Source organism: Pseudomonas sp. GW821-FHT11D10 (assembly GCF_058808435.1).
This window is the reverse complement of the sequence record NZ_JBXARR010000001.1, coordinates 61,955-88,537: the sequence shown is the minus strand read 5'-3', so window position 1 is coordinate 88,537 and position 26,583 is coordinate 61,955. Positions and strand designations below refer to the sequence as shown.

Below are 26,583 nucleotides of genomic sequence, written 5' to 3'. Positions count from 1 at the left end.
CTCAGAGCGGACGCTTGGTGCGCATCAGCTTCACGTACAGACGCTCGACTTTCTCTCGTGCCCAAGGCGTCTTGCGCAAAAAGGTCAGGCTCGACTTGATGGTCGGATCGCTCTTGAAGCAACGGATGTCGATGCGCTCGGCCAGGCCCGACCATTCGTAGTGGGTCACCAGTGCATTGAGGATCTGTTCGAGGGTCACGCCGTGCAGCGGATCGGGGTTGTGGTCGTTCATGCCGGGCCTTTGGGCGAAGTGAAAATGCAGAAGCCGCGCACCTTAGCCGAGGGCATGGGCGGGTGGAAGGCCTTGGGTTAAATGTAGGCCAACCGGAGAAGATCGCAGCCTGCGCCAACGCCCGCAATGCGCTGTATTGCCGCACTGTTACCGAATCCGAAAGGGTTCATGTCTGCAAAAGCACTTTGTGTTTTTGTAACAGGACATTATCCTGCCGCCCTTCTGCTGAATCGCTTCACTGCCTGCGTCAAATCGTAGCGGCCAGCTTATCCCCCAAAAAGATCAAGAAAGACCCTATTCATGCCCGATTTTCCGTTCTCCCGAGACAGCGCTATCTCAACCCTGCGCCTGATCGGCGGCTGCACCGCCCTTGGCCTCGCCACCTGCACCCAGGCCGCCCCGGCCTTCGACAGTGAATCACCGTGGATGCTCGGTGACTGGAACGGCACCCGCAGCGAACTCGCGGCAAAAGGTATCGACTTCAAGCTCGACTACACCGGCGAAATGGGCAGCAACCTGCACGGCGGCTACGACCACGACCGCACCGCACGCTACAGCGACCAATGGGGCCTCGGCACTCATCTGGACCTGCAAAAACTGCTGGGCTGGAACGACGCCGAATTCCAGCTGACCGTGACCAAGCGCAGCGGCAACAATATCAGCAACGACCGCATCAACGACCCGCGCGTCGGAGGCTTCACTTCGGCTCAGGAAGTCTGGGGCCGCGGCCAGACCACCCGCCTGACGCAGATGTGGTACCAGCAGAAATTCCTCGACCAGAAGCTCGACATCAAGGTTGGCCGCTTCGGTGAAGGCGAAGACTTCAACACCTTCCCGTGCGACTTCCAGAACCTGGCGTTCTGCGGCTCCCAGGTCGGCAACTGGGTCGGCGGCATCTGGTACAACTGGCCGGTCAGCCAATGGGCGCTGCGCGTCAAATATCACCTGACGCCGGAGTTGTACGCGCAAGTCGGTGCCTATGAGCAGAACCCGTCGAACCTCGATCGCGGCAACGGCTTCAAGCTCAGCGGCAGCGGCACCCAGGGCGCGATCCTGCCGATCGAACTGGTGTGGAAGCCGAAGCTCAACGGCCTGCCGGGCGAATACCGCGCCGGTTACTACTACAGCAACGCCAAGGCCACCGACGCCTATAAAGACAGCAACGGCCAGCCGGCCGCCCTGAGCGGCGAAGCCTATCGCAGCGCCTCGAGCAAACACGGCGTGTGGCTCGGCGTGCAGCAGCAGATCACCAGCGTCGCCAGCGACAATTCCCGTGGTCTGAGCGTGTTCGCCAACGGCACGATGCACGACAAGAAAACCAACGCCATCGACAACTACGTTCAGGCCGGCGTCGTCTACAAAGGCCTGTTCGACGCCCGCGCCAAGGACGACATCGGTTTCGCCCTGGCCCGCGTTCACGTCAATCCGGCCTACCGCAAGAACGCCGAAGCGACCAACCAGGTCCGCGCCGTCTACGACTATGACGACCCGTCGTTCCTGCCACCGCAGGACACCGAATACAGCGCCGAACTCTATTACGGCGTGCACGTCACCAACTGGCTGACCGTGCGCCCGAACCTGCAATACATCCGCCATCCGGGCGGTGTGGACAAGGTCGACGACGCGCTGATTGGCGGGATCAAGATCCAGTCGTCGTTCTGACCCAATGCAGGCCGCTCAGGCCTGCAGATGAAATTCGATAGCTAGACAAGTTTTTATCTGAACCATGCCCGCGCCCGATCGTCATCTACAGTGACTACAGCGCGGGACTACTTGAAACGTCACGGAGAACCACACTATGAGCACTGAAGGTGCTTCGAGTCGAAGCCGTCTTCTGCCGAACCTGCTCGGCATTCTGCTTCTGCTGATGGGCCTGGCCATGCTGGCCGGGGGAATCAAGCTGAGTACGCTCGGCGGCTCGCTGTATTACCTGCTGGCCGGTATCGGCATCACGCTGACCGGCATTCTGATGCTGATGCGCCGTCGCGCAGCACTGGGCCTGTACGCCATCGTGCTGTTCGCCAGCACCGTCTGGGCGCTGTGGGAAGTCGGTCTGGACTGGTGGCAACTGGTGCCGCGTCTGGCGCTGTGGTTTGTCCTCGGTTTCGTGATGCTGCTGCCGTGGTTCCGTCGTCCGCTTCTGCTCGCTGGCCCGGCGCCGATGGGCACCGGCGGCCTGACCGTAGCCGTGATTCTGGCCGGCGTCACCGCCCTGGCCAGCCTGTTCACCCACCCGGGCGAAACCTTCGGCGAACTGGGTCGCGACACTGCCGACACCACCAGCACCGCCCCGCAAATGCCGGACGGCGACTGGCAGGCCTACGGCCGCACCGAGTTCGGTGACCGCTACTCGCCACTGAAGCAGATCACCCCGGCCAACGTCGGCAAGCTGCAAGAAGCCTGGCGCATTCAGACCGGCGACCTGCCGACCGCTGATGACCCGGTCGAACTGACCAACGAAAACACCCCGCTGAAAGCCAACGGCATGCTCTACGCCTGCACCGCGCACAGCAAAGTGCTGGCGCTGGACCCGGACACCGGCAAGGAACTGTGGCGCTTCGACCCTCAGATCAAAAGCCCGGAAGGCTTCAAGGGTTTCGCCCACATGACCTGCCGTGGCGTGTCGTACTACGACGAAGCCGCTTACGCCAAGTCTGAAAACGCGGCGTCCGCCGTCATCTCCGAGGCCGGCAAAGCCGTCGCCCAGGCCTGCCCGCGTCGCCTGTACCTGCCGACCGCCGATGCCCGCCTGATCGCACTGAACGCCGACACCGGCAAGATCTGCGAAGGCTTCGGCACCAACGGTGTGGTTGACCTGACCCAAGGCATCGGCCCGTTCACCGCCGGTGGCTACTACTCGACTTCGCCTGCCGCGATCACTCGTGATCTGGTGATCATGGGCGGTCACGTCACCGACAACGAATCGACCAACGAGCCGTCCGGCGTGATCCGCGCCTACGACGTGCGCGACGGTCATCTGGTGTGGAACTGGGACAGCAACAACCCGGACGCCACCGAACCCTTGGCCCCGGGCCAGACCTACAGCCGCAACTCGGCCAACATGTGGTCGCTGGCCAGCGTCGATGAAAAACTCGGCATGGTCTATCTGCCATTGGGTAACCAGACGCCTGACCAGTGGGGCGGCGATCGCACCCCCGGTGCCGAGAAATTCAGCGCCGGCCTGGTCGCGCTGGACCTGGCCACCGGCAAGGTGCGCTGGAACTACCAGTTCACCCACCACGACCTGTGGGACATGGACGTCGGCAGCCAGCCAACCCTGCTGGACATGAAAACCGCCGACGGCATCAAACCTGCGCTGATCGCCCCGACCAAGCAAGGCAGCCTGTACGTCCTCGACCGTCGTGACGGCACGCCGATCATTCCGATCAAGGAAATCCCGGTTCCGCAAGGCGCCGTGAAAGGCGACCACACCGCCCCGACCCAGGCCCGTTCGGACCTGAACCTGCTGGCCCCGGAACTGACCGAAAAAGCCATGTGGGGCGCCAGCCCGTTCGACCAGATGCTGTGCCGCATCCAGTTCAAGGAACTGCGCTACGAAGGCCAATACACGCCTCCGTCGGAACAGGGCAGCCTGATCTACCCGGGCAACGTCGGCGTGTTCAACTGGGGCGGCGTCTCGGTCGACCCGGTTCGCCAGATGCTGTTCACCAGCCCGAACTACATGGCTTTCGTCTCCAAAATGATCCCGCGTGCCGACGTACCCGCCGACAGCAAGCGCGAAAGCGAAACCTCCGGCATCCAGAAAAACACCGGTGCGCCGTATGCCGTGACCATGCACCCGTTCATGTCGCCACTGGGCGTACCGTGCCAGGCCCCGGCCTGGGGCTACGTCGCCGGTATCGACCTGACCACCGGCAAAGTCGTCTGGAAACGCAAAAACGGCACCAGCCGCGACAGCTCGCCAATCCCGATCGGCTTCACCCTGGGCGTGCCGAGCATGGGCGGCTCGATCGTCACCGCCGGCGGCGTCGGCTTCCTCAGCGGCACCCTCGACCAGTACCTGCGCGCCTACGACGTGAACACCGGTAAAGAACTGTGGAAATCGCGTCTGCCTGCCGGCGGCCAAGCGACGCCAATGACCTACACCGGCAAGGACGGCAAGCAATACGTCCTGCTCGTTGTCGGTGGTCACGGCTCGCTGGGCACCAAGATGGGTGACTATGTGATTGCTTACAAACTGCCGGAATAAGCTTTAGCGGCGGTAAAGAGAGAGGCGACGCCCTGTGAGGCGTGTCGCCTTTTTTTGTGGGCTGCGTTTTTTAAACGGGGTGTTTATGTCCTACAGACAGGGGGTTTGCAGGGAATGTTTCTGACATGTCGCGTCGGTTGTGGCTCGGAAATGGGGTGGATAGGCTTTGGGGGTCGCTGCAAATTCAGCGAACGGGCGTCGCGGCCCAACTTCTGAGGCATAATTGCCGCCGCTTAACAGCAGCACCTCAAGTGCTTGTTTATGGTGGCTGTGCGCGGGATACCTTCGGGTATGCCGAATGCCTCAGGTCGGTCCGCGAACCCGCGTACAGCTGCCACCCCTCTTTTTGCGTCGCGGCAATTAGAGGAATGGACCAATTCCTGAGGAGTAAAAAATGAAAAAGCCAACACCCAATCCCCCCGAATCAAACGACACCTCACCCTACGAATCCGCCGATTCAAAGAAACTCCACGACGCCGCCGAGCGCGCGCTCGACCATCACTTCAATCCTCTTCCGAAAAAATGCCCCGGTCGCCGACCGAGCCAGATGTTCCAGATCTCCCCGGACATGGACGACGAAACCCTGTTGGCTCATGCCTGTGAGTCTTTGGCCACAGCCAGTGTCATGGCCAGTGATGTGGCGGCTTTTGTCGATACGCCGCAGCGGCATCGGATCCTGGGGATTCAGCAAGTGATCATGCTGGCGGAACTGGCGGTGAATCGGGTGCTGGATAACGTCGAAGTGCAGCGTTACCCGACACCCAGCTAAGCCACCCTGACGAAATCGACTGCCAGCCACAGACTGCACTCGCTGGCAGATCGATTGGGACGCAGAGCGTCCCGGACTGCATTCCCACGCGGAGCGTGGGAACGATCAAAGTCGCCCTGACAAAATCGACTGCCAGCCACAGACTGCACTCGCTGGCAGATCGATTGGGACGCAGAGCGTCCCGGGCTGCATTCCCACGCAGAGCGTGGGAACGATCAAGTTACAGCCATGCGCGGGAGGGCCTACGCCCTGCCAGGTTCCATTCCCCGGTCGACCAACCCGCGCATGGCTCCCCAAAAACAGGATGAGCGTTAGCTCGACAAAGCTCTTGATCTTGATCCACCCGTCCCTTCGGAAGGCTGAGTGGAGGTGTTCATCCGGGGATTGGCGCGCAGCGCCGTTTGGCGAAGCCGAACTCATCGACGAAGTCGATGCCCCCGGAGGGACGCCGGAGCGAAGGAACCCGAGCCTGCGAGGGCCGAACGCCGGGACGAGCCTTTTTGGGTACTTTTTTGGCGTTTGAAAAAAGTGCCTCGCCGTAAGGGCGAAACCGCCAGCGGGCGCACCCGAAGAAACGGATATGTACTCGATAAATCCCCAGCATGGCCGGCCCAAAGGCCGCCAAGTCCAAAACCCAAAACCCTGTCAAAACCCTGAACACACAAGCAGAAACATCCCGACCCATTGAAACCACCCAAAGCCTGCCCCATCTAACACCCATACCCAATTGCGCAGGTGCCCCATGAGCGACCAGCAAGAATTCCCCGAGAACCCCGACGACATCACCGAAACCGACGCCGAACACATCGAACACCACGTCCCAGGCAAAGGCCTCGCCCTGCCCGGCCAGAACCTGCCGGACAAGGTCTACATCATCCCGATCCACAACCGCCCGTTCTTCCCGGCCCAAGTCCTGCCGGTCATCGTCAACGAAGAACCCTGGGCCGAAACCCTCGAACTGGTCAGCAAATCCGAACACCACTCCCTGGCCCTGTTCTTCATGGACACACCCCAGGAAGACCCGCGCCACTTCGACACCAAGGCACTGCCGCAATACGGCACCCTGGTCAAGGTGCACCACGCCAGCCGCGAAAACGGCAAACTGCAATTCGTCGCCCAGGGCCTGAGTCGCGTCCGGATCAAGACCTGGCTCAAACACCACCGCCCGCCCTATCTCGTTGAAGTCGAATACCCGCACCAGCCCACCGAGCCAACCGACGAGGTCAAGGCCTACGGCATGGCGCTGATCAACGCGATCAAGGAACTGCTGCCGCTCAACCCGCTGTACAGCGAAGAGCTGAAGAACTACCTCAACCGCTTCAGCCCCAACGACCCGTCGCCGCTGACCGACTTCGCCGCCGCCCTGACCTCCGCCACCGGCCCTGAATTGCAGGAAGTGCTCGACTGTGTGCCGATGCTCAAGCGCATGGAAAAAGTCCTGCCGATGCTGCGCAAGGAAGTCGAAGTCGCGCGCCTGCAAAAAGAAATCTCCGCCGAAGTGAACCGCAAGATTGGCGAGCATCAGCGCGAGTTCTTCCTCAAGGAACAGCTCAAGGTCATCCAGCAGGAACTCGGCCTGACCAAGGACGACCGCAGCGCCGACCTCGAACAGTTCGAGCAGCGCCTGGAAGGCAAAGTCCTGCCGACGCAGGTGCAAAAGCGCCTCGAAGAAGAGATGAACAAGCTGTCGATCCTCGAAACCGGATCGCCGGAGTACGCGGTCACCCGCAACTACCTCGACTGGGCGACCTCGGTGCCGTGGGGCGTGTACGGCGAGGACAAACTCGACCTCAAGCACGCGCGCAAAATCCTCGACAAACACCACGCCGGCCTCGACGACATCAAGGACCGGATCCTCGAATTCCTCGCGGTCGGTGCCTATAAAGGCGAGATCAGCGGCTCCATCGTGCTGCTGGTCGGCCCGCCGGGCGTGGGTAAAACCAGCGTCGGCAAATCCATCGCCGAATCCCTCGGCCGGCCGTTCTACCGCTTCAGCCTCGGCGGCATGCGCGACGAAGCCGAGATCAAGGGCCATCGCCGTACCTACATCGGCGCGCAACCGGGCAAACTTGTGCAGGCGTTGAAAGACGTCGAAGTGATGAACCCGGTGATCATGCTCGACGAGATCGACAAGATGGGCCAGAGCTACCAGGGCGACCCGGCCTCGGCGCTGCTGGAAACCCTCGACCCGGAACAGAACGTCGAATTCCTCGACCACTATCTGGACCTGCGGATGGACCTGTCGAAAGTCCTGTTCGTCTGCACCGCCAACACCCTGGATTCGATTCCCGGCCCGTTGCTGGACCGGATGGAAGTGATTCGCCTGTCGGGCTATATCACCGAAGAAAAAGTCGCCATCGCCAAGCGTCACCTGTGGCCGAAACTGCTGGAAAAGGCCGGCGTATCCAAGGGCAGCCTGAGCATCAGCGACACGGCGCTCAAGGCCTTGATCGACGGTTACGCCCGTGAAGCCGGCGTGCGTCAGCTGGAAAAACAGATGGGCAAACTGGTGCGCAAAGCGGTGATGAAGCTGATTGACGATCCGAAAGCGGTGATCAAGATCGGCCCGAAAGACCTCGAAGCGTCCCTCGGCCATCCGGTGTTCCGCAACGAGCAAGTGCTGTCCGGCACTGGTGTGATCACCGGCCTGGCCTGGACCAGCATGGGTGGCGCGACCCTGCCGATCGAGGCCACGCGGATTCACACGTTCAATCGCGGTTTCAAACTCACCGGGCAACTGGGCGATGTGATGAAGGAGTCGGCAGAGATCGCCTACAGCTACGTCAGTTCGCACCTCAAATCCTTCGGTGGCGATCCGAAATTCTTCGACGAAGCCTTCGTTCACCTGCACGTGCCGGAAGGCGCAACGCCGAAGGACGGCCCGAGCGCCGGCGTGACCATGGCCAGCGCCCTGCTCTCGCTCGCCCGTAATCAGGCGCCGAAAAAAGGTGTGGCGATGACCGGTGAATTGACGCTGACCGGGCATGTACTGCCGATTGGCGGCGTGCGCGAGAAGGTGATCGCGGCGCGGCGGCAGAAGATTTTCGAGTTGATTCTGCCGGAGGCGAATCGGGGGAATTTCGAAGAGCTGCCGGATTACCTGAAAGAAGGCATTACCGTGCATTTCGCCAAGAAGTTTGCGGATGTGGCGAAGGTGCTTTTTTGATGACGACTTGAGCTATTGAGGGGGGCTGGCATCGCTACCCCTCACCCCAGCCCTCTCCCGGGGGGAGAGGGAGCTGACCGTGCGATGCTTCAGCCATACGCCGACCTGAACGTTATGCGTTGAATCCATAATCAACTCGATCTTTCAGGTCGAAGTACCTCAAAAGACACCTCGGTCGGCTCCCTCTCCCTCCGGGAGAGGGCTGGGGTGAGGGCCGGCGATGCTGAAGAATGACCCCAAGCTTCGCGTTGTCACACTTTGTCTCATCTTCAGTTATGCTCGCCGTTCGTCGCCAACGCCGGAGCCACTGAATCCATGTCCCCCCTTCGCCTGTTTGTCCCTCTGTCCCTCGCCCTGCTGGCCGCCTGCGCCACGCAACCGAAAACCAACGTGACCGTGGAAAAACAGAGCGAATGCCCGGTGCGGCTGACCAACGGGCAAAACCTGATCGTCACCCTACCGAGCAACCCCACCACCGGCTACCGCTGGGCCATCCAGGATTCCGCCGGCGGCGTATTGCGCGCCCTCAGCCCCGAGGTCTACAGCAACCCGGAAGATGCCGGCGTGGTCGGCGCGGCCGGTCTCTCGACCTGGCGCTTCCAGGCTTTCGCCACGGGCACCGGACGCCTGCGCCTGACTTCGCAGCAACCGTGGGCGCCGGAAGTGTTGCCGGTGGAAACCTTTGACTGCGCCATTTCGGTGAATTGATCGTGGGCTGGCTGATCCTCGCGCTGATGGGCGCCGTGACCTTTCTCTATGGCGTCAGCACCCACGCGGCGTTGCTTTGCCTGCTGGTCAAACCGCTGCCGGTGCTGGCGTTGCTCGGCTGGTTGCACGATGCGCCGCCCAGCGACTATCGCCGCTGGATCAGTCTCGGCCTGATTTTCTCGTTGATCGGCGATGTGCTGCTGGCGTGGCCGGGGGATTTGTTCGTCTTCGGTCTCGGCGCGTTTCTGGTCGCGCATCTGGCGTATCTCAAGGCTTACCTCAGCGATTGCCGGCGCATGGCCCTGCTGCCGCTGATCCTGGCGCTCAGCGTGGGCGCCGTGCTGTTGGGCATATTGATCAGCAGCGGACTCGGCCCGTTGACCGTGCCAGTGATCGTCTACGGAACGGCCATCAGCGCCATGCTCTGGCGCGCCCTCGCCCGACTCGGCAGCGGCGTACCGCAACGTTCTGCGCTGCTCGCTGCGGGTGGTGCGGTGGCCTTCGTGTTCTCCGACAGCGTGATCGGCATCAACCGGTTTGTCTCACCGTTCAATGCAGCGCCTTACATCATCATCCTCAGTTACTGGTTGGGACAGTGGGGCATCGTCGCCTCGGCGTTCAAGCATCCGAATGACGCTAAAGCCGATTTGCGATAAAAAGCGTCGAGCTCATTAGAAAATCGCATTAAAAACTGTCATTTCCGACAGTTAAATCCGCGCATCCCTCAGCTTAAAGTGCAGTGTGAGACAGCAAACCGCCTGTCAACCGCCCGAGGGATCGACCATGAATAATCAGAAAAAAAACGCCGATACGAACAACACCTTCAAATGCCAGATTGATAGCGGCGAGGCCTTCTACTTCCCAATCGTGAATTGCTTTCTCAGCAATTTTTTAAGGATTACGGGAGCGCAGGAGGAGTTTGAGCAGCAAATTGAGAATCTCGAATTCAACTTTGCTCCCGACATCCAAAGTGGCGAATACAAACTCAATGATCCGGGCGTCCACGTTGATGTCAGAACAGGCTGGGCGAACACTCGATATACCGCGACATCTTTGACCCTGAAACTCACGGTAGATCACTCCTCCAAGAGCATCTCCGGCGTATACGCCATCCAGACCGTGCAGGACTATGGAGGGGTAGTTGAACCAGGAAACGATGTGAACGGAAATTTCGCAGCCATTTACATTATCTCGTAAGTCTTGCAGCAATCTGGACCCGAGAAGGTTTCAGGCTAAGTTGATCGAGTTTTGAACTTTAGCCTGACTCCGACCAGCACGGTTTATCAGACAACCCGCGCATCTGCGCGCCAGTTTGGCTAAAATGCCGGCCTTTTCATCGACACCGCCGGAACCGCCGTGAGCAAAGAACCCGATCGCATTTTCGCCCAGCCGATGGCACAGGTGCCTGACTTCGCCTTCAACGAAGACGTGGTGCGGGTGTTCCCGGACATGATCAAGCGTTCGGTGCCGGGTTACCCGACCATCGTCGAGAACCTCGGCGTGCTCGCGGCGCAGTTCGCCCAGCCGAACAGCGTGCTCTACGACCTCGGCGCCTCGCTCGGTGCGGTGACCCAAGCGCTGCGCCGTCACGTGCGCACCGACGGTTGCCGGGTCATCGCTGTGGATAACTCGGCGGCGATGGCCGAGCGCTGCCGCGAGTACCTCAACGGTCAGGATTCGATGTTCCAGGAGTTGCTGCCGGTCGAGGTGATCGAAGGCGACATCCTCGCCCTCGATTTCAAACCGGCCTCGGTGGCGGCGCTGAACTTCACCCTGCAATTCATCGCCCCGGATCAGCGCACGGCATTGCTGTCGCGCATTCGCCAATCATTGCTGCCGGGCGGCGCGCTGATTCTGTCGGAGAAGCTGCGCTTCAACGATGCCGAAGAACACGCGCTGCTGACCGATCTGCACGTCGCGTTCAAACGCGCCAACGGCTACAGCGAACTGGAAATCGCCCAGAAGCGCAGCGCCATCGAAAACGTCATGAAGCCCGACAGCCTCGAAGAACACCGCGAGCGCCTGCTGGCCGCCGGGTTCTCGAAAGTCGTGCCGTGGTTCCAGTGTCTTAACTTTGCCTCGTTGATTGCCTTGCCATGATTGATCTGTCCCCCCTCGCCCGCCGTCTGGCCGGCACGCCGCTGGCCGAATGGGCCAACACCCTGCAAGTGCAGCTCGACAAGAAAATGGAGAAAGGCCACGGCGATCTGGAGCGCTGGCAAAGTGCGCTGGACGCCTTGCCGAAGATCCAGCCGAGCGAAGTCGACCTGCTCGACGGCCTGAAGCTGGACACCGATTGTGACGATGAAACCCGTGCCCAGATGCGCACCGCGCTGATGGGCCTGTCGCCGTGGCGCAAGGGGCCGTTCGATCTGTTCGGCGTGCACGTCGACACCGAATGGCGCTCGGACTGGAAGTGGTCGCGGGTCGCTCCGCATCTGGACCTGAAGGGCAAACGCATCCTCGATGTCGGTTGCGGTAACGGCTATTACATGTGGCGCATGCTCGGTGCCGGCGCCGACAGCGTGATCGGCGTCGATCCGAATTGGCTGTTCTTCTGCCAGTTCCAGGCGGTGCAGCGTTATCTGTCAGAGCCGAATGCCTGGCACTTGCCGTTCCCGTTTGAAGACCTGCCGCCGAATCTGGAAGGCTTCGACACGGTGTTTTCCATGGGCGTGTTCTATCACCGTCGTTCGCCGATCGAGCATTTGCTGGCGCTGAAGGATTGCCTGGTCAAGGGTGGCGAGCTGGTGCTGGAAACGCTGGTGGTCGAAGGTGACAAGCATCAGGTGCTGGTGCCGGAAGACCGTTATGCGCAGATGCGCAACGTGTGGTTCCTGCCGTCCGTGCCGGCGCTGGAACTGTGGTTGCGTCGTGCCGGGTTTACGGATGTGAAATGCGTGGACGTGAGCACCACCACTGTTGAAGAGCAGCGTGGGACCGAGTGGATGAAGTATCAGTCGCTGAGCGATTTCCTTGATCCGGAAGATCACAGCAAGACGATCGAAGGGTTGCCGGCGCCGATGCGGGCCGTAATCGTCGCGAAGAAGTAAATCTTCCGAACACTAAAAAAACTGTGGGAGTGGGCATGCTCGTTCCCACAGTTTTTTATTCAGTCTGCAGGTTTCGCGCGTCGCGCCCTGAAGAACTCAGTCAGCACCGCCCCGCACTCTTCCGCCAACACCCCGCCTTCATACAGCACTCGATGGTTGAGAAAGCCCTGAGTGAAGAACTGCCCCTGGCTCTGCACAATCCCGGCCTTGGGCTCCAGCGCGCCGTACACCACCCGTGCAATCCGTGAATGCACGATCAGCCCGGCGCACATGCTGCACGGTTCCAGCGTCACGTAGAGCGTGCTGCCCGGCAGGCGATAATTGCTGACTGCCTGAGCGGCGGCACGGATAGCAACCATCTCCGCATGCGCGCTCGGATCGCTCCCCGTGATCGGGCAGTTGAAGCCGCGACCGATGATCTCGCCGTCCTGCACCAGCACCGCGCCCACCGGCACTTCGCCGAGGGCCGCGCCTTGGGCGGCCAACGCCAGGGCTTCGCGCATGAAATCGCGGTCACGGCTGCGGTCGATGATCGCCGCGGGGCGAATCTGGCGCATCACTTCACCTCGATGGCGGCCATCAGGCCGGTTTCCATGTGGTCGATCACGTGGCAGTGGAACATCCACACACCCGGGTTATCCGCCACCAGCGCCACTTGTGCGCGCTCGTTCTTGCCCAGCAGATAAGTGTCGGTGAAGTACGGCACGATCTTGTGCCGATTCGACGCAATCACCTTGAAGCTCATGCCGTGCAGGTGGATCGGGTGCTGGTACTGGGTCATGTTCTTCAATTCGAAAATATAGCTCTGGCCCAGTTTCAGGCTGGCAATCGGCCGGTCGGCGCAAGTCTTGTCGGTGATGTCCCAGGCCTTGCCGTTGATCTGCCACAGGCTCGGCGGCTTGCCGTTGTCGACATTCACCGACACCGAACCGACCCATTCGAAATTGAAGTTGAGTTTCTCGGCATTGGCCAGGTCCGGCTCGGCGACCGGGTTGGCGGGCAATGCCTTCGGCCATTCGGTCGGCGCGTCATTGTTGGCTACCGAACGCAGAGTGCCCAGACGCACCGGGCCGTTACGCAGCGACAGTTCCTCACCGGCCGGCGGTGCCTTGATCGCCAGGCAGATGCGCATGCCCGGGCCGAGCCAGTATTCCTTGCCCAACGGCCGCGGCTCGACCGGGTTGCCGTCCAGCGCATAGATCTGCGCTTCGACACCGGGAATGTTGATGCGATAGGTCAGGGTGTTGTCGAGGTTGAGCAGGCGCACCCGAGTGATCTGCCCCGCCGGCAACTCGATCACCGGCGAAGGCACACCGTTGATGGTCGACAGCCGCCCCGCCGTACCGCCACGGGCCGCTTCGCGCGGAATGCTGAACTCGACAAAGTTGCCCTCGTCATCGATGTGCCAGTTTTTCAGGCTCAGGGTCTTTTCATACTTGAACCCGGTCGGCTCGCGCTCCTCGACAATCAACGGCCCGACCAGCCCGCGACCGAGTTCTTCGCTGCTGCTGACGTGCGGGTGATACCAGTAGCTGCCCGCATCCGGCACACGGAATTTGTAATCGAAGTATTCGCCCGGCAGCACCGGCAATTGCGAGACATAGGGCACGCCGTCCATTTCCAGCGGCAGGCGAATACCGTGCCAGTGAATGGTCGTCGCCACCGGCAGATGGTTGATGAAGCGCACTCGCAGCCACTCGCCCTGACGCACGCGCAACTCGGTACCCGGCGCCGACGGGCCGAACGCCCAGGCTTCGGTCTTGTGCCCTGGCACCAGCTCGACATCCAGCGGCGCGGCGATCAGCTCATAGTCATGCCCCGCATCGGCATCAGCCATCTTGCCCAGCCAGTAACGCGACGCGCCCCCCGCTCCCACGCCAACGACAACAAGACCGGCCAGGCCACCGAGGATTTGGCGACGGGTAAAGGACATGAACTCAACTACCTCACGTATCTGCGGCGGGCCCGCAGGCCCGTAAAGGGCGAATACGATACACCTGCAATTGAGAAAGAAACAGCAAAGCGGCCGTGACCGCAGGCCGCAGGGGCAGCACTCCACTCCACTCGCGAAGCAGCTTGTTACTGTTGAAAAACGCAGCAACCTGACAAAAAGCGAAAACCTTCCGTAGAATGCCGGCGTGGCTATGGAACACCTTCCTTCTAAACCCTATGAACTAGGGGTTCCGCTCTCCACACCGCGCCTGCTCCCAGCAGGCGTTTTCATATCGGCTGTAGACATGACGCTGCAGCTCGCTCACGACGGCGACCCAGGGAGAAAATCAAGCATGAATCAGGAGCTGTTCCTGCGTCGCCGCAGCAAAGTTCACGTCCCGATGGGCACTGGTGGTGCCACGCGCGCTCAGGTCGCGTCGGCTGTCCGGGAAATCGCGGCGTTCCGCTGCGTACTGTCAGAGCCTCTGATTGAACAAATCGGCCTGTTGTCGGCGACAGAACTCAAGTCCTGGTTGCGTGACATTGTCAGAGTGCTTCGGCGCAGGAGTGGCGCTCATGTGCACCACAGGCCGTTTTATCCTGGCTTTCCAGAGCAGGTTCTGACGGCCTCGGAGGCCGAGCTGTACCTCAACGCCGTCATGCATTACCACACGCTTCGACGTTTACCCGCGACTGAAGAATCTCGACCTCCACTGCTTGAAGGCAACTTCATTTCCTGGGTTATCGAACCTGGAAGCATCCCTGAGTTCGAGTCACTGCTCGAGCCACTGGTTTCATCACGCACCTCGCTCTCCGCAGAAGAAGTGGCCGATGTCATCTGGTTTATCCGCGCATACAAAAGTGATGTGTTCCGTCTGCTGCCTGAGGTCGTCCCGTTCCGGGAGATCCGGGCACAAGTTGGCGGCACACTGATCCTGCATGTAGCTGGCGATGCTCGGGTGGATGCATTCCTGAAGCAAAACGTCGAAACGGCGACTGATGTGCTACGCCTTGCGATCGCGCTGAATGGAGGGGACGTGTCACTGGCGACCGCCACGACACGTTTCAAAGCGATGAAGCGCTCGATGCGCCGTCTGCTGTTGAGCCTGCTCGATCGAATACCCAACGCTACAGAAGACGTGATGCGGCAAGCCGAGCGATGGAAACGCCTGGCTGAAGTACTTCATCCGGGCGATTACGCCGATAAATACCCACGAGCGCTGGCCGCCATTACGGCGGCGCGTCGCAACGAAGCGCCTGCCTCGTTTGGTTCACGTGTCGAAACATTGTTCGCCCAGCGCGATATTGCCGAGCTTGTGCCCGTACTACAGAGTCGTCCCGGCGAGTTCGCACGACGGCTGGACGCGACCCTGCGGCGCGCGACGGAACCAGAGCCGGTTCTCGACGCGTTCAAGACTGTTGCCCCACAAGTGTCCTCGCCTGTCCTGCTGCAGTTGCTGGCCCAGTCACGTGCGCCGCGCCCCTTGCCTCTTCGGGCGTTCACACCCAAAGGTTCATTCGCCAAAGTCTATGGCATCAAGGATGACCGAGAGCCTCTCGCACCCGAGGTGCTGGCCCGTGCAGCCCGAATCTGCGAGGACGCTCTGGTAACGCGTTTTGCGACACTCCCGCCATTGGGTCGCTGCTACATCGATCCAGAATTGCACGAATACAGGGTACCGCTGGCACAACGCGCTTCTTCGAAATCGCTACGGACACTGGTGCGGGGCAGCCGTTTGCCGATGCCTGACACACGTTTCATTCGTCTGTTCCTGTGGTGGAAAAACGGCCGTTCACGCACGGACATCGATTTGTCCGCCGCATTTTTCGATGCCAACTTCGTGTTCAGAGAAACGGTTGCGTACTACAACCTGCGAGATTACGGCGGCTGCCACAGCGGCGACATCGTCGACGCACCCGAAGGGGCCTCGGAGTTCATCGACCTCGACCTTGACGTCCTTGTCGAGAAGGGAATCCGTTATGTCGTCACGTCCATCAACTCGTACACCCAGCAGCCGTACTGCGATCTTCCAGAGTGCTTCGCTGGCTGGATGGCCCGCACCGACACGGCATCGGGAGAAGTATTCGAGCCACGAACGGTCTTCGATCGTATCGATATCGCTTCCGACACACAGATCTGTCTGCCATTCGTGATGGACTTGCAGGAGCGGCGCGTGATCTGGGCCGACCTGGGACTGACCTCAGCTCCCCGGTGGAACAATGTCGGGAACAACCTCAGCGGGATTTCGTTGATGCTGCGGGCTTTGGTACATACACCACGGCCTGATCTGGAGACTTTGTTCGATTTGCATGTACGAGCACGAGGCGAACGAGTGGCTTCGCCGCAGCAGGCACAAGCGGTGTTTGCACCTGATCAAGGGATAACACCGTTCGATACGGATTTGATTCGGTCACAGTTCCTCTAATACCTGCGCCTGCCTCCGCACTTTCCGCCCAAAAACAAAAATGCCAGTCAGATTAACTGACTGGCATTTTTTATAACCCCTTTGCGCCTCCGCGAATCCAACCTCGAACTCTAGAGGGCGCGACGCGGGATCACTCCCACTCAATAGTCGCCGGCGGCTTGCTCGACACGTCGTAAGTCACGCGCGAGATGCCTTCGATTTCATTGATGATGCGGCCGCTGACGGTTTCCAGCAGTTCGTAAGGCAGGTGTGCCCAACGTGCGGTCATGAAGTCGATGGTTTCCACGGCACGCAGGGCCACGACCCAGGCGTAACGACGGCCATCGCCGACCACGCCAACCGATTTCACTGGCTGGAACACTACGAAGGCCTGGCTGACCTTGTGGTACCAGTCGGCCTTGCGCAGTTCTTCGATGAAGATGTGGTCGGCGCGACGCAGCAGGTCGGCGTATTCCTTCTTCACTTCGCCGAGGATCCGCACGCCCAGGCCCGGGCCCGGGAACGGGTGACGGTAGACCATGTCGTACGGCAGGCCCAGTTCCAGGCCCAGACGACGGACTTCGTCCTTGAACAGTTCGCGCAGTGGCTCGACCAGTTTCAGGTTCATCTCTTCCGGCAGGCCGCCCACGTTGTGGTGCGACTTGATCACGTGGGCCTTGCCGCTTTTCGCGCCAGCCGATTCGATCACGTCCGGGTAGATGGTGCCCTGAGCCAGGTACTTGATGTTGTCCAGCTTGCAGGATTCGGCATCGAACACGTCGATGAAGGTACGGCCGATGATCTTGCGCTTCTTCTCTGGATCGGCTTCGCCGGCCAGGTTGTTCAGGAACTGGTCTTCCGCGTTGGCGCGGATCACCTTGACGCCCATGTTCTCGGCGAACATGGCCATCACTTGCTCGCCTTCGTGCAGACGCAGCAGGCCGTTGTCGACGAAGACGCAGGTCAGCTGGTCGCCGATGGCCTTGTGCAGCAGTGCCGCAACCACCGAGGAGTCCACACCGCCGGACAGACCCAGCAGCACGTTGTCGGTACCGACCTGTGCGCGGATGTTGGCGATGGCGTCTTCGGCGATCTTCGACGGAGTCCACAGGGCTTCACAGCCGCAGATGTCGAGAACGAAACGCGACAGGATGCGACCGCCCTGCTTGGTGTGGGTCACTTCCGGGTGGAACTGCACGCCGTAGTAGGCGCGCTCGTCGTTGAACATGCCGGCGATCGGGCAGCTCGGGGTGCTGGCCAGGATGTGGAAGTCTTCCGGCATCTTGGTGACCTTGTCACCGTGACTCATCCACACGTCGAGGCCGAACAGGCCGTCGGCGTCGATGTGGTCTTCGATGCCGTCGAGCAGACGGCTCTTGCCGACCACGTCAACGCGGGCATAACCGAACTCACGCAGTTCGGAGCCTTCAACCTTGCCGCCCAGTTGCTCGGCCATGGTCTGCATGCCGTAGCAAATACCGAAGACCGGTACGCCCAGGTCGAACACCGCTTGCGGGCAGCGCGGGCTGTTGGCTTCGTGCACGGACTCGGGACCGCCGGCGAGGATCACGCCTTTTGGCGCAAATTCGCGGATCGCATCTTCGTCCATGTCGAACGGGTGCAGTTCGCAATACACACCGATCTCGCGCACGCGGCGGGCGATCAGTTGGGTGTATTGCGAACCGAAGTCGAGGATCAGGATGCGGTGAGCGTGAATGTCGAGGGCCATGATTCAGTCTCGTCTAAGTAATTCAGAAACAGTCTTTGATTCAGAAACGACTCGGGGCTGAATAAAACAGCCCCGGTCATTTAACGTTTTGCTTGAAGCCTCAACCTACGCGGTAGTTTGGCGCTTCCTTGGTGATCTGCACGTCGTGAACGTGGGATTCGGCCATGCCGGCACCGGTGATCCGCACGAATTCAGGCTTGGTACGCATTTCTTCGATGTTGGCGCTGCCGGTGTAACCCATCGAGGAACGCAGACCGCCCATCAACTGGTGAATGATCGCGCTCAGGGTGCCCTTGTAAGGAACACGGCCTTCGATGCCTTCCGGAACGAGTTTCTCGGCGCCTGCCGAGGAGTCCTGGAAGTAACGGTCGGAGGAACCTTGAGCCTGGGACATGGCGCCCAGCGAGCCCATGCCGCGATAAGCCTTGTACGAACGGCCCTGGAACAGTTCGATCTCGCCCGGCGCTTCTTCGGTACCGGCGAACATCGAGCCCATCATCACGCAGGACGCACCGGCCACGATGGCCTTGGACAGGTCACCGGAGAAACGGATGCCGCCGTCGGCGATCAACGGAACACCGGTGCCTTCAAGGGCAGCGGCAACGTTGGCGATGGCACTGATTTGCGGAACGCCGACACCGGCGACGATACGGGTGGTGCAGATCGAGCCAGGGCCGATACCGACCTTGACGGCGTCGGCACCAGCTTCGGCCAGAGCCTTGGCGGCTGCGCCGGTGGCGATGTTGCCGCCGATCACCTGCACTTCAGGGAAGTTCTCTTTGACCCAGCGAACGCGGTCGATCACGCCTTTGGAGTGACCGTGAGCAGTGTCGACCACCACCACGTCCACGCCGGCATTGACCAGGGCTGCAACGCGGTCACCGGTGTCTTTACCGGTACCGACCGCAGCGCCGACGCGCAGACGACCTTGGTCGTCCTTGCTGGCCAGCGGGTAGGCCTTGGCTTTTTCGATGTCTTTGACGGTCATCATGCCTTTGAGGGCAAACTTGTCGTCGACGATCAGGACTTTTTCCAGGCGGTGCTTGTGCAGCAGCTCGCGGACTTCGTTCTTGTCGGCGCCTTCGCGAACAGTGACCAGACGCTCTTTAGGCGTCATCACTTCACGAACGGTGGCATCCAGACGGGTTTCGAAACGCACGTCACGGGAAGTGACGATGCCGACCAGGTCGCCATCGTGCAGAACCGGAACGCCGGAAATGTTGTGCATGCGGGTCAGTTCGAACAGATCACGAACCGTGGCGTCAGCCTCGATGGTGATTGGGTCCTTGACCACACCGGCTTCGAACTTCTTGACCTTGCGAACTTCGGCAGCTTGCTGCTCGATGGTCATGTTCTTGTGGATAATGCCGATGCCACCTTCCTGAGCCATGGCGATTGCCAGACGGGCTTCAGTAACGGTGTCCATGGCGGCAGAAACCAGAGGAATATTCAGTTCGATGCCACGGGTGAGGCGGGTCTTGAGACTGACTTCGTTAGGAAGCACCTCGGAATAACCGGGCACTAAAAGAATGTCGTCGAAGGTCAGAGCTTCTTGGCTGATACGCAGCATCGCGGGGGCTCCCGAGCGGGAAAATGGAAGCGCGCCATTATAGTCAGACACCCCTTCGGGTTCAATGTAAAACTTGTCTTATATCAATGTTGCTGATGTACGGGAAAAGCGCCCCCTACAACTCGACCTTGACCCAGCTCACCGGTTGATCCAGCCAGTCGGCGAATTCGTCGATGAAGCTCTGCTTGAACCCCGCCTCCAGCCAGTTATTGAAGATGAAGCCGAGGTTGGAAAAACCGCACTCCTGCAAATACAGGAAGCCGTTGATGTCGTCTTCGTGCCCGCATTCTGGGCAAGTGAAATTGTCGGTGCGGCCCGGCATCCAGTCTTCCAGGCTTTCGAACAGCGCTTCGCCGACCTCCTGACGGCATTCGGCGCACCCGGCTTCTTCGAGAAATCCTTTGGCCGGGGTGTAGATGCAGCGCTTGGTGATGACCTCCAGCCCATTGATCGGCTCACCGAACGGCAGCGCCTCGGGGTGCAGCACCACCGCGCGAGCACCATCGGCGATGGCGTAGGCCATGCGATTGCCGGTACGTCCGCAGGTGCTCAGCTCTTCCTTGACGATGTTCTTGCGCACCAGCCAGCGCAGGATCGCCCGGGCCCGGGGCTCGTGCACGGGCAGGTTGGAGATTTTCGGGACGATGATGCTTTGGGAATTCATGGTGCAAGCCTGCTGCGTCAAAGGATGTTCTGCGACGAACGCGGCCGGCAGCTTAATCCCTGACAAAATCCGGTCAAGTGCTTAAATAGCGGCCGATCAGCGCAATCCCGCTCGCCAGCACCAGCCAGGTCACCAGCCGCACGAAGGCCTCGCGGGACAGGCGCATGGTCAACCGCCGCCCGACCCACAAGCCCAGCGCCATGGCCGGCAACAGGCACAGCGCAAGCATTAACAAGGGTAGCTCGGCATACACCCCGGCGATGGCGAACAGGCTCAAACGCACCACCGTGCTGCAACTGATCAGCGCACTTTGCGTGGCCCGCGCCGCGTCCTTGGGCAGTCGGCTGTTGAGGTAGATCGCATAAAGGAAGCCGCCGCTGCCGAACAACGCCCCGAACAAACCGCCCACCGTGCCCATCGGCAACGCCCACCCAGCGGACAACTGCGCCGGTCGCGCCTTTATCCACAAGCTGTAGATTGCATAAGCACTGATGAACAACCCCATCAGCAACAACAGCAGATCGGACTTGAGGTTAAGCAGGAAAATCACCCCCAACGTGCACCCCACTGCCATGCACGGCAACAGCCGCAGCAACTCCGGTTTCGCCACATCGCGCCGCGATGGCAGCAGGTTGCCGAACGCCGCGACGAAATCCAGCAGCACCAGCAACGGCACAATCTTCGACAACGGCATGAACAGAATCAGAATCGGCCCCGCCACCAGCGCCGTACCGAAACCGGCAATCCCGAACACGATGTAGGCCAGCGCGATGGCCAGTCCAATTACAACCCAACCCTGCGCGCCCCACGACCATTCGCTCAACAACCCCGCCACACTCATTCGCTCGCTTCCTTTATAAGCCTGCGATGACTTTAGCCAGCGCCGAGGGTTGCGACTAATATCATCGAAACCGCCAAGCCATCTCGAAAAGGCATGCCTCGTGCTTTCAACCCGCCAATTGCGCTACTTCGTGGAAATCGCCGAGAGCGGCAGCTTCAGCGCCGCGGCCGAACGGCTGTTCATCGCTCAGTCGGCGCTGAGCCGGCAGATCAAGGACATGGAAACCCGCCTGCAAACGCCGCTGTTCGAACGCACCGCGCGCCAGCCCCGGCTCACCGCCGCTGGCGAAGCGTTCCTGCCCCGGGCGAGAAACCTGCTCAATGAACTGAACAAGGCGAGCACTCTGGCTACGGAAATAGGCCACGGCCAACGCGGCACCTTGCGCGTGTGTCACTCCAGCACCGTGCCGATCAGTGGCCGGTTGTTGCGCGACATGAGCACTTATCTGGAGCAGCAGCCCGGCGTTTCGCTGGATATCGGCACCCTCTCCTCGGAGGCGCAACTTGAAGAACTGGCCGAGGGCCGGCTCGACATCGGCCTTCTGCGCCTGCCAGTGCTACGCCAGCGTGAGGGCGTTCAGGTTGTGCCGCTCTACACCGAACGTTTGCTGCTTGCCGTGCCGGCGGATCATCGACTGGCGTTGGCGGAGGCCGTCGATCTGGCACAACTGAAAGACGAAGCCTTCATCTCCATCCCGCACCCGCAGCGCGGCGGGCTGAGTTATTTGTGCGCCGACCTGTGCATGCGTCACGGTTTCTTCCCCCGGGCTGCACGAGTGATGTCGCGCAAGACCACGCAATTGCAGTTGATCCAGGCCGGATTCGGCATCGCCCTGCTACCGGAATCAATGCAGGACATCGCGCCCGCCGGCGTGAGATTTCTATCGCTGACCGGCGATTGCCAGAGCACCGTCGCCCTCGCTTCTCGGCAAAATCCCACACCTCTGGTGCAACACTTCCTCCAGACATTCACCGGCGAATGCCTTTAAACTGCGCCCCATGATTAAAGATCCCTTTGCAAGACTCGGCCTCGACCGCGAAGTCCTGACCGTCAGCCAGCTCAACGGCCGCGCGCGGGTGTTGCTCGAAGACGTGTTCAGCAACATCTGGGTCGAAGGCGAAATCTCCAACCTCGCCCGCCCGGCGTCCGGCCACGTGTATTTCACGCTCAAGGACAGCGGCGCGCAGGTGCGTTGCGCGCTGTTCCGCCAGAACGCCGCGCGGGTGCGTCAGGCGCTGAAGGACGGTCTGGCGGTCAAGGTGCGCGGCAAGGTCTCGCTGTTCGAAGGGCGTGGCGACTATCAGTTGATCCTCGACACCGTGGAGCCGGCCGGTGATGGCGCCCTGCGTCTGGCCTTCGATGCCTTGAAGGAAAAGCTCAGCGCCGAAGGCCTGTTCAGTGCCGAGCGCAAGGTACAGCTGCCGGCACACCCGCAGCGCATCGGCATCATCAGTTCGCCGACCGGCGCGGTGATCCGCGACATCATCAGCGTGTTCCGCCGCCGCGCGCCGCAGGTGCAACTGACGCTGATCCCGACCGCCGTTCAGGGCCGCGAAGCCACCGCGCAGATCGTCCGCGCCCTGAAACTGGCGGATGCCCGTGGTTTCGACGCACTGATCCTGGCTCGCGGCGGCGGCTCGCTGGAAGACCTCTGGTGCTTCAACGAAGAGGCGGTGGCCCGGGCGGTAGATGCCTGCGTGACGCCGATCGTCAGCGCGGTCGGCCATGAAACCGATGTGTCGATCAGTGACTTCGTGGCGGACGTTCGCGCACCGACGCCGTCCGCCGCTGCTGAACTGCTTGCCCCGGATTCCAGCCACCTGATCCGGCAGGTCGAAAGCCTGCATCGTCGACTGGTGATGCGCATGCGCGACCGACTGATGCGTGATCGCCTGCGCCTGGAAGGCATGACCCGCCGCTTGCGCCATCCCGGCGAGCGTCTGCGCCAGCAGGCACAGCGTCTGGATGATCTGGACATGCGCATGCGCCGGGCGTTCGAGCGCCAGCTCAATACCCGTCGTGAACGCCTGATCCGCCTGGAAACCCGCCTCGCCGGGCAGCATCCGGGACGCCAACTGGCCCTGTTGCGCCAGCGCCTCGACAGCCTCGCTGAACGCTTGCCGCGCGCCATGAACGAAGGCCTGAAACGCCGTCGCCTGCAGTTGCAAAGCCAGATGCAGACCCTGCACGTGGTCAGCCCGCTGGCGACCCTCGGTCGTGGCTACAGCATTCTGCTGGATGAGCGCGGCAACGCGATTCGCAACGCCGCGCAGACCCACACCGGCCAGCGCCTAAAGGCCAGACTGGGCGAAGGCGAACTGCAAGTGCGCGTCGAGGACAATCACCTGACGCCCGTCACCCTTTCTTTACTGGACTGATCCATGCCGCGTTTTCTCGCTCCGCTGCTGTTGCTGTGCCTGACCTCCTTCAATGCCCACGCCGACAGTTACATCACCCGGCTACTGAACAAACCGGTGCCGGGCGGCGTGGCTGTCGTCGATCTGGGGACCGCTGCGCAAGCGCCGAAAGCCACGTATCAGGGCAAACCGGTGCTGGTGGTCAAGGAACAGAACAACTGGCTGGCGATTGTCGGTGTTCCGTTGACCGTCAAACCCGGCGTTCAGCAGATCAGCAGTGGCGGCCGTAGCCTCAACTTCAATGTCGGCAACAAGAAATACCCGGAACAGCACATCACCCTGAAGAACACCCAGCAGGTCAATCCGAACCCGGCCAACCTCAAGCGCATCGAGGGCGAACTGGCCGAGCAGATCAAGGCCTACCGCAGTTTCAGCCCGAATACGCCGAGCAACCTGCTGCTGGACAAACCGGTCAACGGACCGCTGTCGAGCAAGTTCGGCGTGCGCCGCTTCTTCAACGGTGAAGAGCGCAATCCGCACGCGGGCCTCGACTTCGCAGTGCCGGCCGGCACGCCGATCAAGACCCCGGCGGCGGGCAAGGTAATCCTGATCGGCAACTACTTCTTCAATGGCAATACGGTGTTCGTCGACCATGGCCAAGGCTTCATCAGCATGTTCTGCCATATGTCGAAGATTGATGTGCAGAACGGCCAGCAACTGGCGCGCGGTGCGGTGGTGGGCAAGGTGGGCGCTACAGGTCGGGCGACCGGGCCGCACATGCACTGGAACGTCAGCCTGAACGATGCGCGGGTCGATCCGGCGATTTTCATTGGGGCCTTCCAGCCTTGATTTCAGGCTGAAGCCATTCCAGCAGGGATTGCGCACGACGAATGGTCCGCGCAATCCCCGCCAACAATTACAGCCATATCAAGAATAAAATCTCGGAAAAAACCGCTTTCCGGGTATTCCTCTCAATTTTTTTCGACTGCTTGCCATCCTCATCCCCCGCGGTTAGGGTTGAAGGCATGAAAACCTCTCACACCCTCATTCAGCTTCGCCAGCACCGCAGCCTGTGCCTCGTCAGCGCACGACTGCCGGGCTGAATCGCTGCGCCTCGTCCCACGCTTTTCCAAGAACGTTCGTTCCACCGGCAGGCCGCCTCTTTTCGGCCCAGACAATAAGGAATTTCCCGATGAGCATGCTCAAAGACCCGTCTTCGAAATACCGCGCGTTTCCTGTGATCAACCTGCCGGACCGCACCTGGCCGTCGAAAACCATCGATGCCGCGCCGATCTGGTGCAGCTCCGACCTGCGTGATGGCAACCAGTCGTTGATCGAGCCAATGGACGCGGTGAAAAAGCTGCGCTTCTGGAAAACCCTGGTGCAAGTGGGCGTGAAAGAAATCGAAGCCTCGTTCCCGGCCGCTTCGCAAACCGACTTCGACTTCGTGCGCACCCTGATCGAAGACGGCCACATCCCGGACGACACCACCATTCAGGTGCTGACCCAGGGCCGTGAAGACCTGATCGAGCGCACCTTCGAATCCCTGCGTGGGGCGAAGAAAGCCATCGTTCACCTGTACAACGCCACCTCTCCTTCTTTCCGTCGCATCGTGTTCAACCAGGACAAGGACGGAATCAAGGCCATCGCCGTCAACGCCGCCAAGCTGTTCGTCAAATACGCAGCCATGCAGCCGGACACCGAGTGGACCTTCGAGTACTCGCCGGAAACCTTCAGCGCCACTGAGCTGGAATTCGCCAAGGAAGTCTGTGACGCGGTGATCGAGGTCTGGAACCCGACGCCTGAGCACAAGATCATCCTCAACCTGCCGGCCACTGTTGAATGCGCGACCCCGAACGTCTACGCCGACCAGATCGAGTGGTTCCACCGCAACATCAACCGTCGTGACAGCGTGATCATCAGCCTGCACACCCACAACGACCGTGGCACCGGTGTGGCCGCCACCGAGTTGGGCCTGATGGCCGGCGCCGACCGCGTCGAAGGCTGCCTGTTCGGTAACGGCGAGCGTACCGGCAACGTCGACCTCGTGACCGTGGCGCTGAACATGTACACCCAGGGCCTCGACCCGCAACTGGACTTCTCCGACATCGACGGCGTGCGCAAAGTCGTCGAAGAGTGCAACCAGATTCAGGTTCACCCGCGTCACCCGTACGTCGGCGACCTGGTGCACACCGCGTTCTCCGGCTCCCACCAGGACGCGATCCGCAAGGGCTTCGCCCAGCAGAAATCCGACGCCCTGTGGGAAGTACCGTACCTGCCGATCGACCCGGCCGACATCGGCCGCAGCTACGAGGCGGTGATCCGCGTCAACAGCCAGTCGGGCAAGGGCGGCATCGCCTACTTGCTGGAACAGGAATACGGCATCAGCCTGCCACGTCGCATGCAGATCGAATTCAGCCAGGTCGTGCAACGTGAAACCGATCGCCTGGGTCTGGAGATGACTGCGCAGCAAATCCACGCGCTGCTGCACAGCGAATACCTGCAAGCCAACACCCCGTACGCGCTGGTCAGCCATCGCCTGCAGGAAGAAAACGGCAACAGCGCCGTCGAAGTGGAAGTGGCGAGCAAGGGTCAGGGCGAAACCAACCTGCACTGGCGCGGCAAGGGCAACGGCGCGCTGGAAGCGCTGGTGGCCGGTCTGCCGATTCCGGTGGAGATCATGGACTACAACGAACACGCCATCGGCGCGGGCACCAACGCCAAGGCGGCGGCCTACATCGAACTGCGTGTGAACGGCGAACGTGCGGTGCACGGCGTGGGCATCGATGAAAACATCACCACCGCCAGCTTCAAGGCCCTGTTCAGCGCGCTGAATCGCTCGCTGAGCCAGCCGGAAGCGAAAGCGGCGTAACTGACCGCTGCAAAGCAAAAGGCCCCGGAGTGCGAATTCCGGGGCCTTTTTTTGCCTGCCATTTTAGTGCTGTCT

General features: G+C 61.0%; 21 protein-coding genes. 14 read left to right on the top strand and 7 right to left on the bottom strand.

What is annotated here, in order from left to right; all coding sequences use genetic code 11:
• Position 1 precedes the first annotated feature (1 nt).
• Positions 2 to 232 (bottom strand): VF530 family protein, encoded by a 231-nt coding sequence (locus AC1RT4_RS00435; RefSeq protein WP_007956650.1) that lies wholly within the window; start codon positions 230 to 232, stop codon positions 2 to 4.
• 300 nt (positions 233 to 532) lie between these two features.
• On the opposite strand from AC1RT4_RS00435, the gene AC1RT4_RS00430 reads away from it, so the two are divergent.
• The 9 genes from AC1RT4_RS00430 to cmoB all read left to right on the top strand — a co-directional run bounded on the left by AC1RT4_RS00430 (position 533) and on the right by cmoB (position 12,138).
• The gene (locus tag AC1RT4_RS00430) at positions 533 to 1,894 is read left to right on the top strand and encodes a carbohydrate porin (RefSeq protein ID WP_493082804.1); all 1,362 of its coding nucleotides are present in this window, start codon (positions 533 to 535) and stop codon (positions 1,892 to 1,894) included.
• A 136-nt stretch (positions 1,895 to 2,030) separates the two neighbouring features.
• The gene (locus AC1RT4_RS00425; RefSeq protein ID WP_493082803.1) at positions 2,031 to 4,442 is read left to right on the top strand and encodes a glucose/quinate/shikimate family membrane-bound PQQ-dependent dehydrogenase; all 2,412 of its coding nucleotides are present in this window, start codon (positions 2,031 to 2,033) and stop codon (positions 4,440 to 4,442) included.
• A gap of 394 nt (positions 4,443 to 4,836) precedes the next feature.
• Positions 4,837 to 5,211 carry a DUF6124 family protein gene (locus AC1RT4_RS00420; RefSeq protein ID WP_493082802.1) on the top strand — a complete coding sequence of 125 codons (375 nt, stop codon included), beginning with the start codon at positions 4,837 to 4,839 and terminating at the stop codon, positions 5,209 to 5,211.
• 742 nt (positions 5,212 to 5,953) lie between these two features.
• A complete protein-coding gene (lon, locus tag AC1RT4_RS00415) occupies positions 5,954 to 8,377 on the top strand; it encodes an endopeptidase La (RefSeq protein WP_493082800.1) in 2,424 nt (807 codons plus the stop codon).
• A gap of 315 nt (positions 8,378 to 8,692) precedes the next feature.
• The gene (locus AC1RT4_RS00410) at positions 8,693 to 9,085 is read left to right on the top strand and encodes a protease inhibitor I42 family protein (protein ID WP_493082798.1); all 393 of its coding nucleotides are present in this window, start codon (positions 8,693 to 8,695) and stop codon (positions 9,083 to 9,085) included.
• 2 nt (positions 9,086 to 9,087) lie between these two features.
• The gene (locus AC1RT4_RS00405; RefSeq protein ID WP_493082796.1) at positions 9,088 to 9,741 is read left to right on the top strand and encodes a lysoplasmalogenase; all 654 of its coding nucleotides are present in this window, start codon (positions 9,088 to 9,090) and stop codon (positions 9,739 to 9,741) included.
• A gap of 127 nt (positions 9,742 to 9,868) precedes the next feature.
• Entirely contained in the window at positions 9,869 to 10,282 is a 414-nt protein-coding gene (locus tag AC1RT4_RS00400) for a hypothetical protein (protein ID WP_493082794.1), read from the top strand.
• Between the two features lie 195 nt (positions 10,283 to 10,477).
• Positions 10,478 to 11,185, top strand: a complete 708-nt coding sequence (gene cmoA, locus AC1RT4_RS00395; RefSeq protein ID WP_493084394.1) for a carboxy-S-adenosyl-L-methionine synthase CmoA — start codon at positions 10,478 to 10,480, stop codon at positions 11,183 to 11,185.
• Positions 11,182 to 12,138 (top strand): tRNA 5-methoxyuridine(34)/uridine 5-oxyacetic acid(34) synthase CmoB, encoded by a 957-nt coding sequence (cmoB, locus tag AC1RT4_RS00390; protein ID WP_493082792.1) that lies wholly within the window; start codon positions 11,182 to 11,184, stop codon positions 12,136 to 12,138. The genes cmoA and cmoB overlap by 4 nt, the downstream gene beginning before the upstream one ends.
• 59 nt (positions 12,139 to 12,197) lie before the next feature.
• Here cmoB and tadA read toward each other — a convergent pair whose 3' ends face one another.
• Complete coding sequence (tadA, locus tag AC1RT4_RS00385) at positions 12,198 to 12,695, bottom strand: tRNA adenosine(34) deaminase TadA (protein WP_096818572.1); 498 nt, start codon at positions 12,693 to 12,695, stop codon at positions 12,198 to 12,200.
• Entirely contained in the window at positions 12,695 to 14,071 is a 1,377-nt protein-coding gene (locus tag AC1RT4_RS00380; protein ID WP_493082790.1) for a multicopper oxidase family protein, read from the bottom strand. Before AC1RT4_RS00380 ends, tadA begins: the two co-directional genes overlap by 1 nt.
• Positions 14,072 to 14,423: 352 nt before the next feature.
• Between AC1RT4_RS00380 and AC1RT4_RS00375 the strand changes: the two genes are divergently transcribed.
• A complete protein-coding gene (locus AC1RT4_RS00375; protein ID WP_493082788.1) occupies positions 14,424 to 16,496 on the top strand; it encodes a TerD family protein in 2,073 nt (690 codons plus the stop codon).
• A gap of 130 nt (positions 16,497 to 16,626) precedes the next feature.
• Here AC1RT4_RS00375 and guaA read toward each other — a convergent pair whose 3' ends face one another.
• The 4 genes from guaA to AC1RT4_RS00355 form a co-directional block, all read right to left on the bottom strand.
• Entirely contained in the window at positions 16,627 to 18,204 is a 1,578-nt protein-coding gene (gene guaA / locus AC1RT4_RS00370; protein WP_108590389.1) for a glutamine-hydrolyzing GMP synthase, read from the bottom strand.
• 100 nt (positions 18,205 to 18,304) lie between these two features.
• A complete protein-coding gene (gene guaB, locus AC1RT4_RS00365; RefSeq protein WP_011335798.1) occupies positions 18,305 to 19,774 on the bottom strand; it encodes an IMP dehydrogenase in 1,470 nt (489 codons plus the stop codon).
• A 115-nt stretch (positions 19,775 to 19,889) separates the two neighbouring features.
• The gene (locus AC1RT4_RS00360) at positions 19,890 to 20,438 is read right to left on the bottom strand and encodes a sugar ABC transporter ATPase (RefSeq protein ID WP_192562299.1); all 549 of its coding nucleotides are present in this window, start codon (positions 20,436 to 20,438) and stop codon (positions 19,890 to 19,892) included.
• Between the two features lie 73 nt (positions 20,439 to 20,511).
• Positions 20,512 to 21,279, bottom strand: coding sequence for a sulfite exporter TauE/SafE family protein (locus AC1RT4_RS00355; protein WP_074691031.1), 768 nt, complete (start codon positions 21,277 to 21,279; stop codon positions 20,512 to 20,514).
• Between the two features lie 100 nt (positions 21,280 to 21,379).
• On the opposite strand from AC1RT4_RS00355, the gene AC1RT4_RS00350 reads away from it, so the two are divergent.
• From AC1RT4_RS00350 to leuA, 4 genes are all read left to right on the top strand, one after another.
• Positions 21,380 to 22,267 (top strand): LysR family transcriptional regulator, encoded by an 888-nt coding sequence (locus AC1RT4_RS00350; protein WP_493082785.1) that lies wholly within the window; start codon positions 21,380 to 21,382, stop codon positions 22,265 to 22,267.
• A gap of 10 nt (positions 22,268 to 22,277) precedes the next feature.
• A complete protein-coding gene (gene xseA, locus AC1RT4_RS00345; protein ID WP_493082783.1) occupies positions 22,278 to 23,657 on the top strand; it encodes an exodeoxyribonuclease VII large subunit in 1,380 nt (459 codons plus the stop codon).
• Positions 23,658 to 23,660: 3 nt separating this feature from the next.
• Positions 23,661 to 24,485, top strand: coding sequence for a peptidoglycan DD-metalloendopeptidase family protein (locus AC1RT4_RS00340; RefSeq protein WP_493082781.1), 825 nt, complete (start codon positions 23,661 to 23,663; stop codon positions 24,483 to 24,485).
• 343 nt (positions 24,486 to 24,828) lie between these two features.
• Positions 24,829 to 26,508: a 2-isopropylmalate synthase gene (gene leuA, locus AC1RT4_RS00335; protein ID WP_007956672.1), complete on the top strand. Its 1,680-nt coding sequence runs from the start codon at positions 24,829 to 24,831 to the stop codon at positions 26,506 to 26,508.
• Positions 26,509 to 26,583: the final 75 nt, after the last annotated feature.

Excerpts from the sequence above, each read along its gene's own strand:
- lon (WP_493082800.1), top strand. The coding sequence starts at position 5,954 with ATGAGCGACCAGCAAGAATTCCCCGAGAACCCCGACGACATCACCGAA.
- leuA (WP_007956672.1), top strand. The coding sequence starts at position 24,829 with ATGAGCATGCTCAAAGACCCGTCTTCGAAATACCGCGCGTTTCCTGTG.
- AC1RT4_RS00430 (WP_493082804.1), top strand. The coding sequence starts at position 533 with ATGCCCGATTTTCCGTTCTCCCGAGACAGCGCTATCTCAACCCTGCGC.
- guaA (WP_108590389.1), bottom strand. The coding sequence starts at position 18,204 with ATGGCCCTCGACATTCACGCTCACCGCATCCTGATCCTCGACTTCGGT.
- AC1RT4_RS00410 (WP_493082798.1), top strand. The coding sequence starts at position 8,693 with ATGTCCCCCCTTCGCCTGTTTGTCCCTCTGTCCCTCGCCCTGCTGGCC.
- cmoB (WP_493082792.1), top strand. The coding sequence starts at position 11,182 with ATGATTGATCTGTCCCCCCTCGCCCGCCGTCTGGCCGGCACGCCGCTG.
- xseA (WP_493082783.1), top strand. The coding sequence starts at position 22,278 with ATGATTAAAGATCCCTTTGCAAGACTCGGCCTCGACCGCGAAGTCCTG.
- AC1RT4_RS00400 (WP_493082794.1), top strand. The coding sequence starts at position 9,869 with ATGAATAATCAGAAAAAAAACGCCGATACGAACAACACCTTCAAATGC.
- AC1RT4_RS00425 (WP_493082803.1), top strand. The coding sequence starts at position 2,031 with ATGAGCACTGAAGGTGCTTCGAGTCGAAGCCGTCTTCTGCCGAACCTG.
- AC1RT4_RS00435 (WP_007956650.1), bottom strand. The coding sequence starts at position 232 with ATGAACGACCACAACCCCGATCCGCTGCACGGCGTGACCCTCGAACAG.
- AC1RT4_RS00340 (WP_493082781.1), top strand. The coding sequence starts at position 23,661 with ATGCCGCGTTTTCTCGCTCCGCTGCTGTTGCTGTGCCTGACCTCCTTC.
- cmoA (WP_493084394.1), top strand. The coding sequence starts at position 10,478 with ATGGCACAGGTGCCTGACTTCGCCTTCAACGAAGACGTGGTGCGGGTG.
- guaB (WP_011335798.1), bottom strand. The coding sequence starts at position 19,774 with ATGCTGCGTATCAGCCAAGAAGCTCTGACCTTCGACGACATTCTTTTA.
- AC1RT4_RS00375 (WP_493082788.1), top strand. The coding sequence starts at position 14,424 with ATGAATCAGGAGCTGTTCCTGCGTCGCCGCAGCAAAGTTCACGTCCCG.
- tadA (WP_096818572.1), bottom strand. The coding sequence starts at position 12,695 with ATGCGCCAGATTCGCCCCGCGGCGATCATCGACCGCAGCCGTGACCGC.
- AC1RT4_RS00355 (WP_074691031.1), bottom strand. The coding sequence starts at position 21,279 with ATGAGTGTGGCGGGGTTGTTGAGCGAATGGTCGTGGGGCGCGCAGGGT.
- AC1RT4_RS00420 (WP_493082802.1), top strand. The coding sequence starts at position 4,837 with ATGAAAAAGCCAACACCCAATCCCCCCGAATCAAACGACACCTCACCC.
- AC1RT4_RS00380 (WP_493082790.1), bottom strand. The coding sequence starts at position 14,071 with ATGTCCTTTACCCGTCGCCAAATCCTCGGTGGCCTGGCCGGTCTTGTT.
- AC1RT4_RS00360 (WP_192562299.1), bottom strand. The coding sequence starts at position 20,438 with ATGAATTCCCAAAGCATCATCGTCCCGAAAATCTCCAACCTGCCCGTG.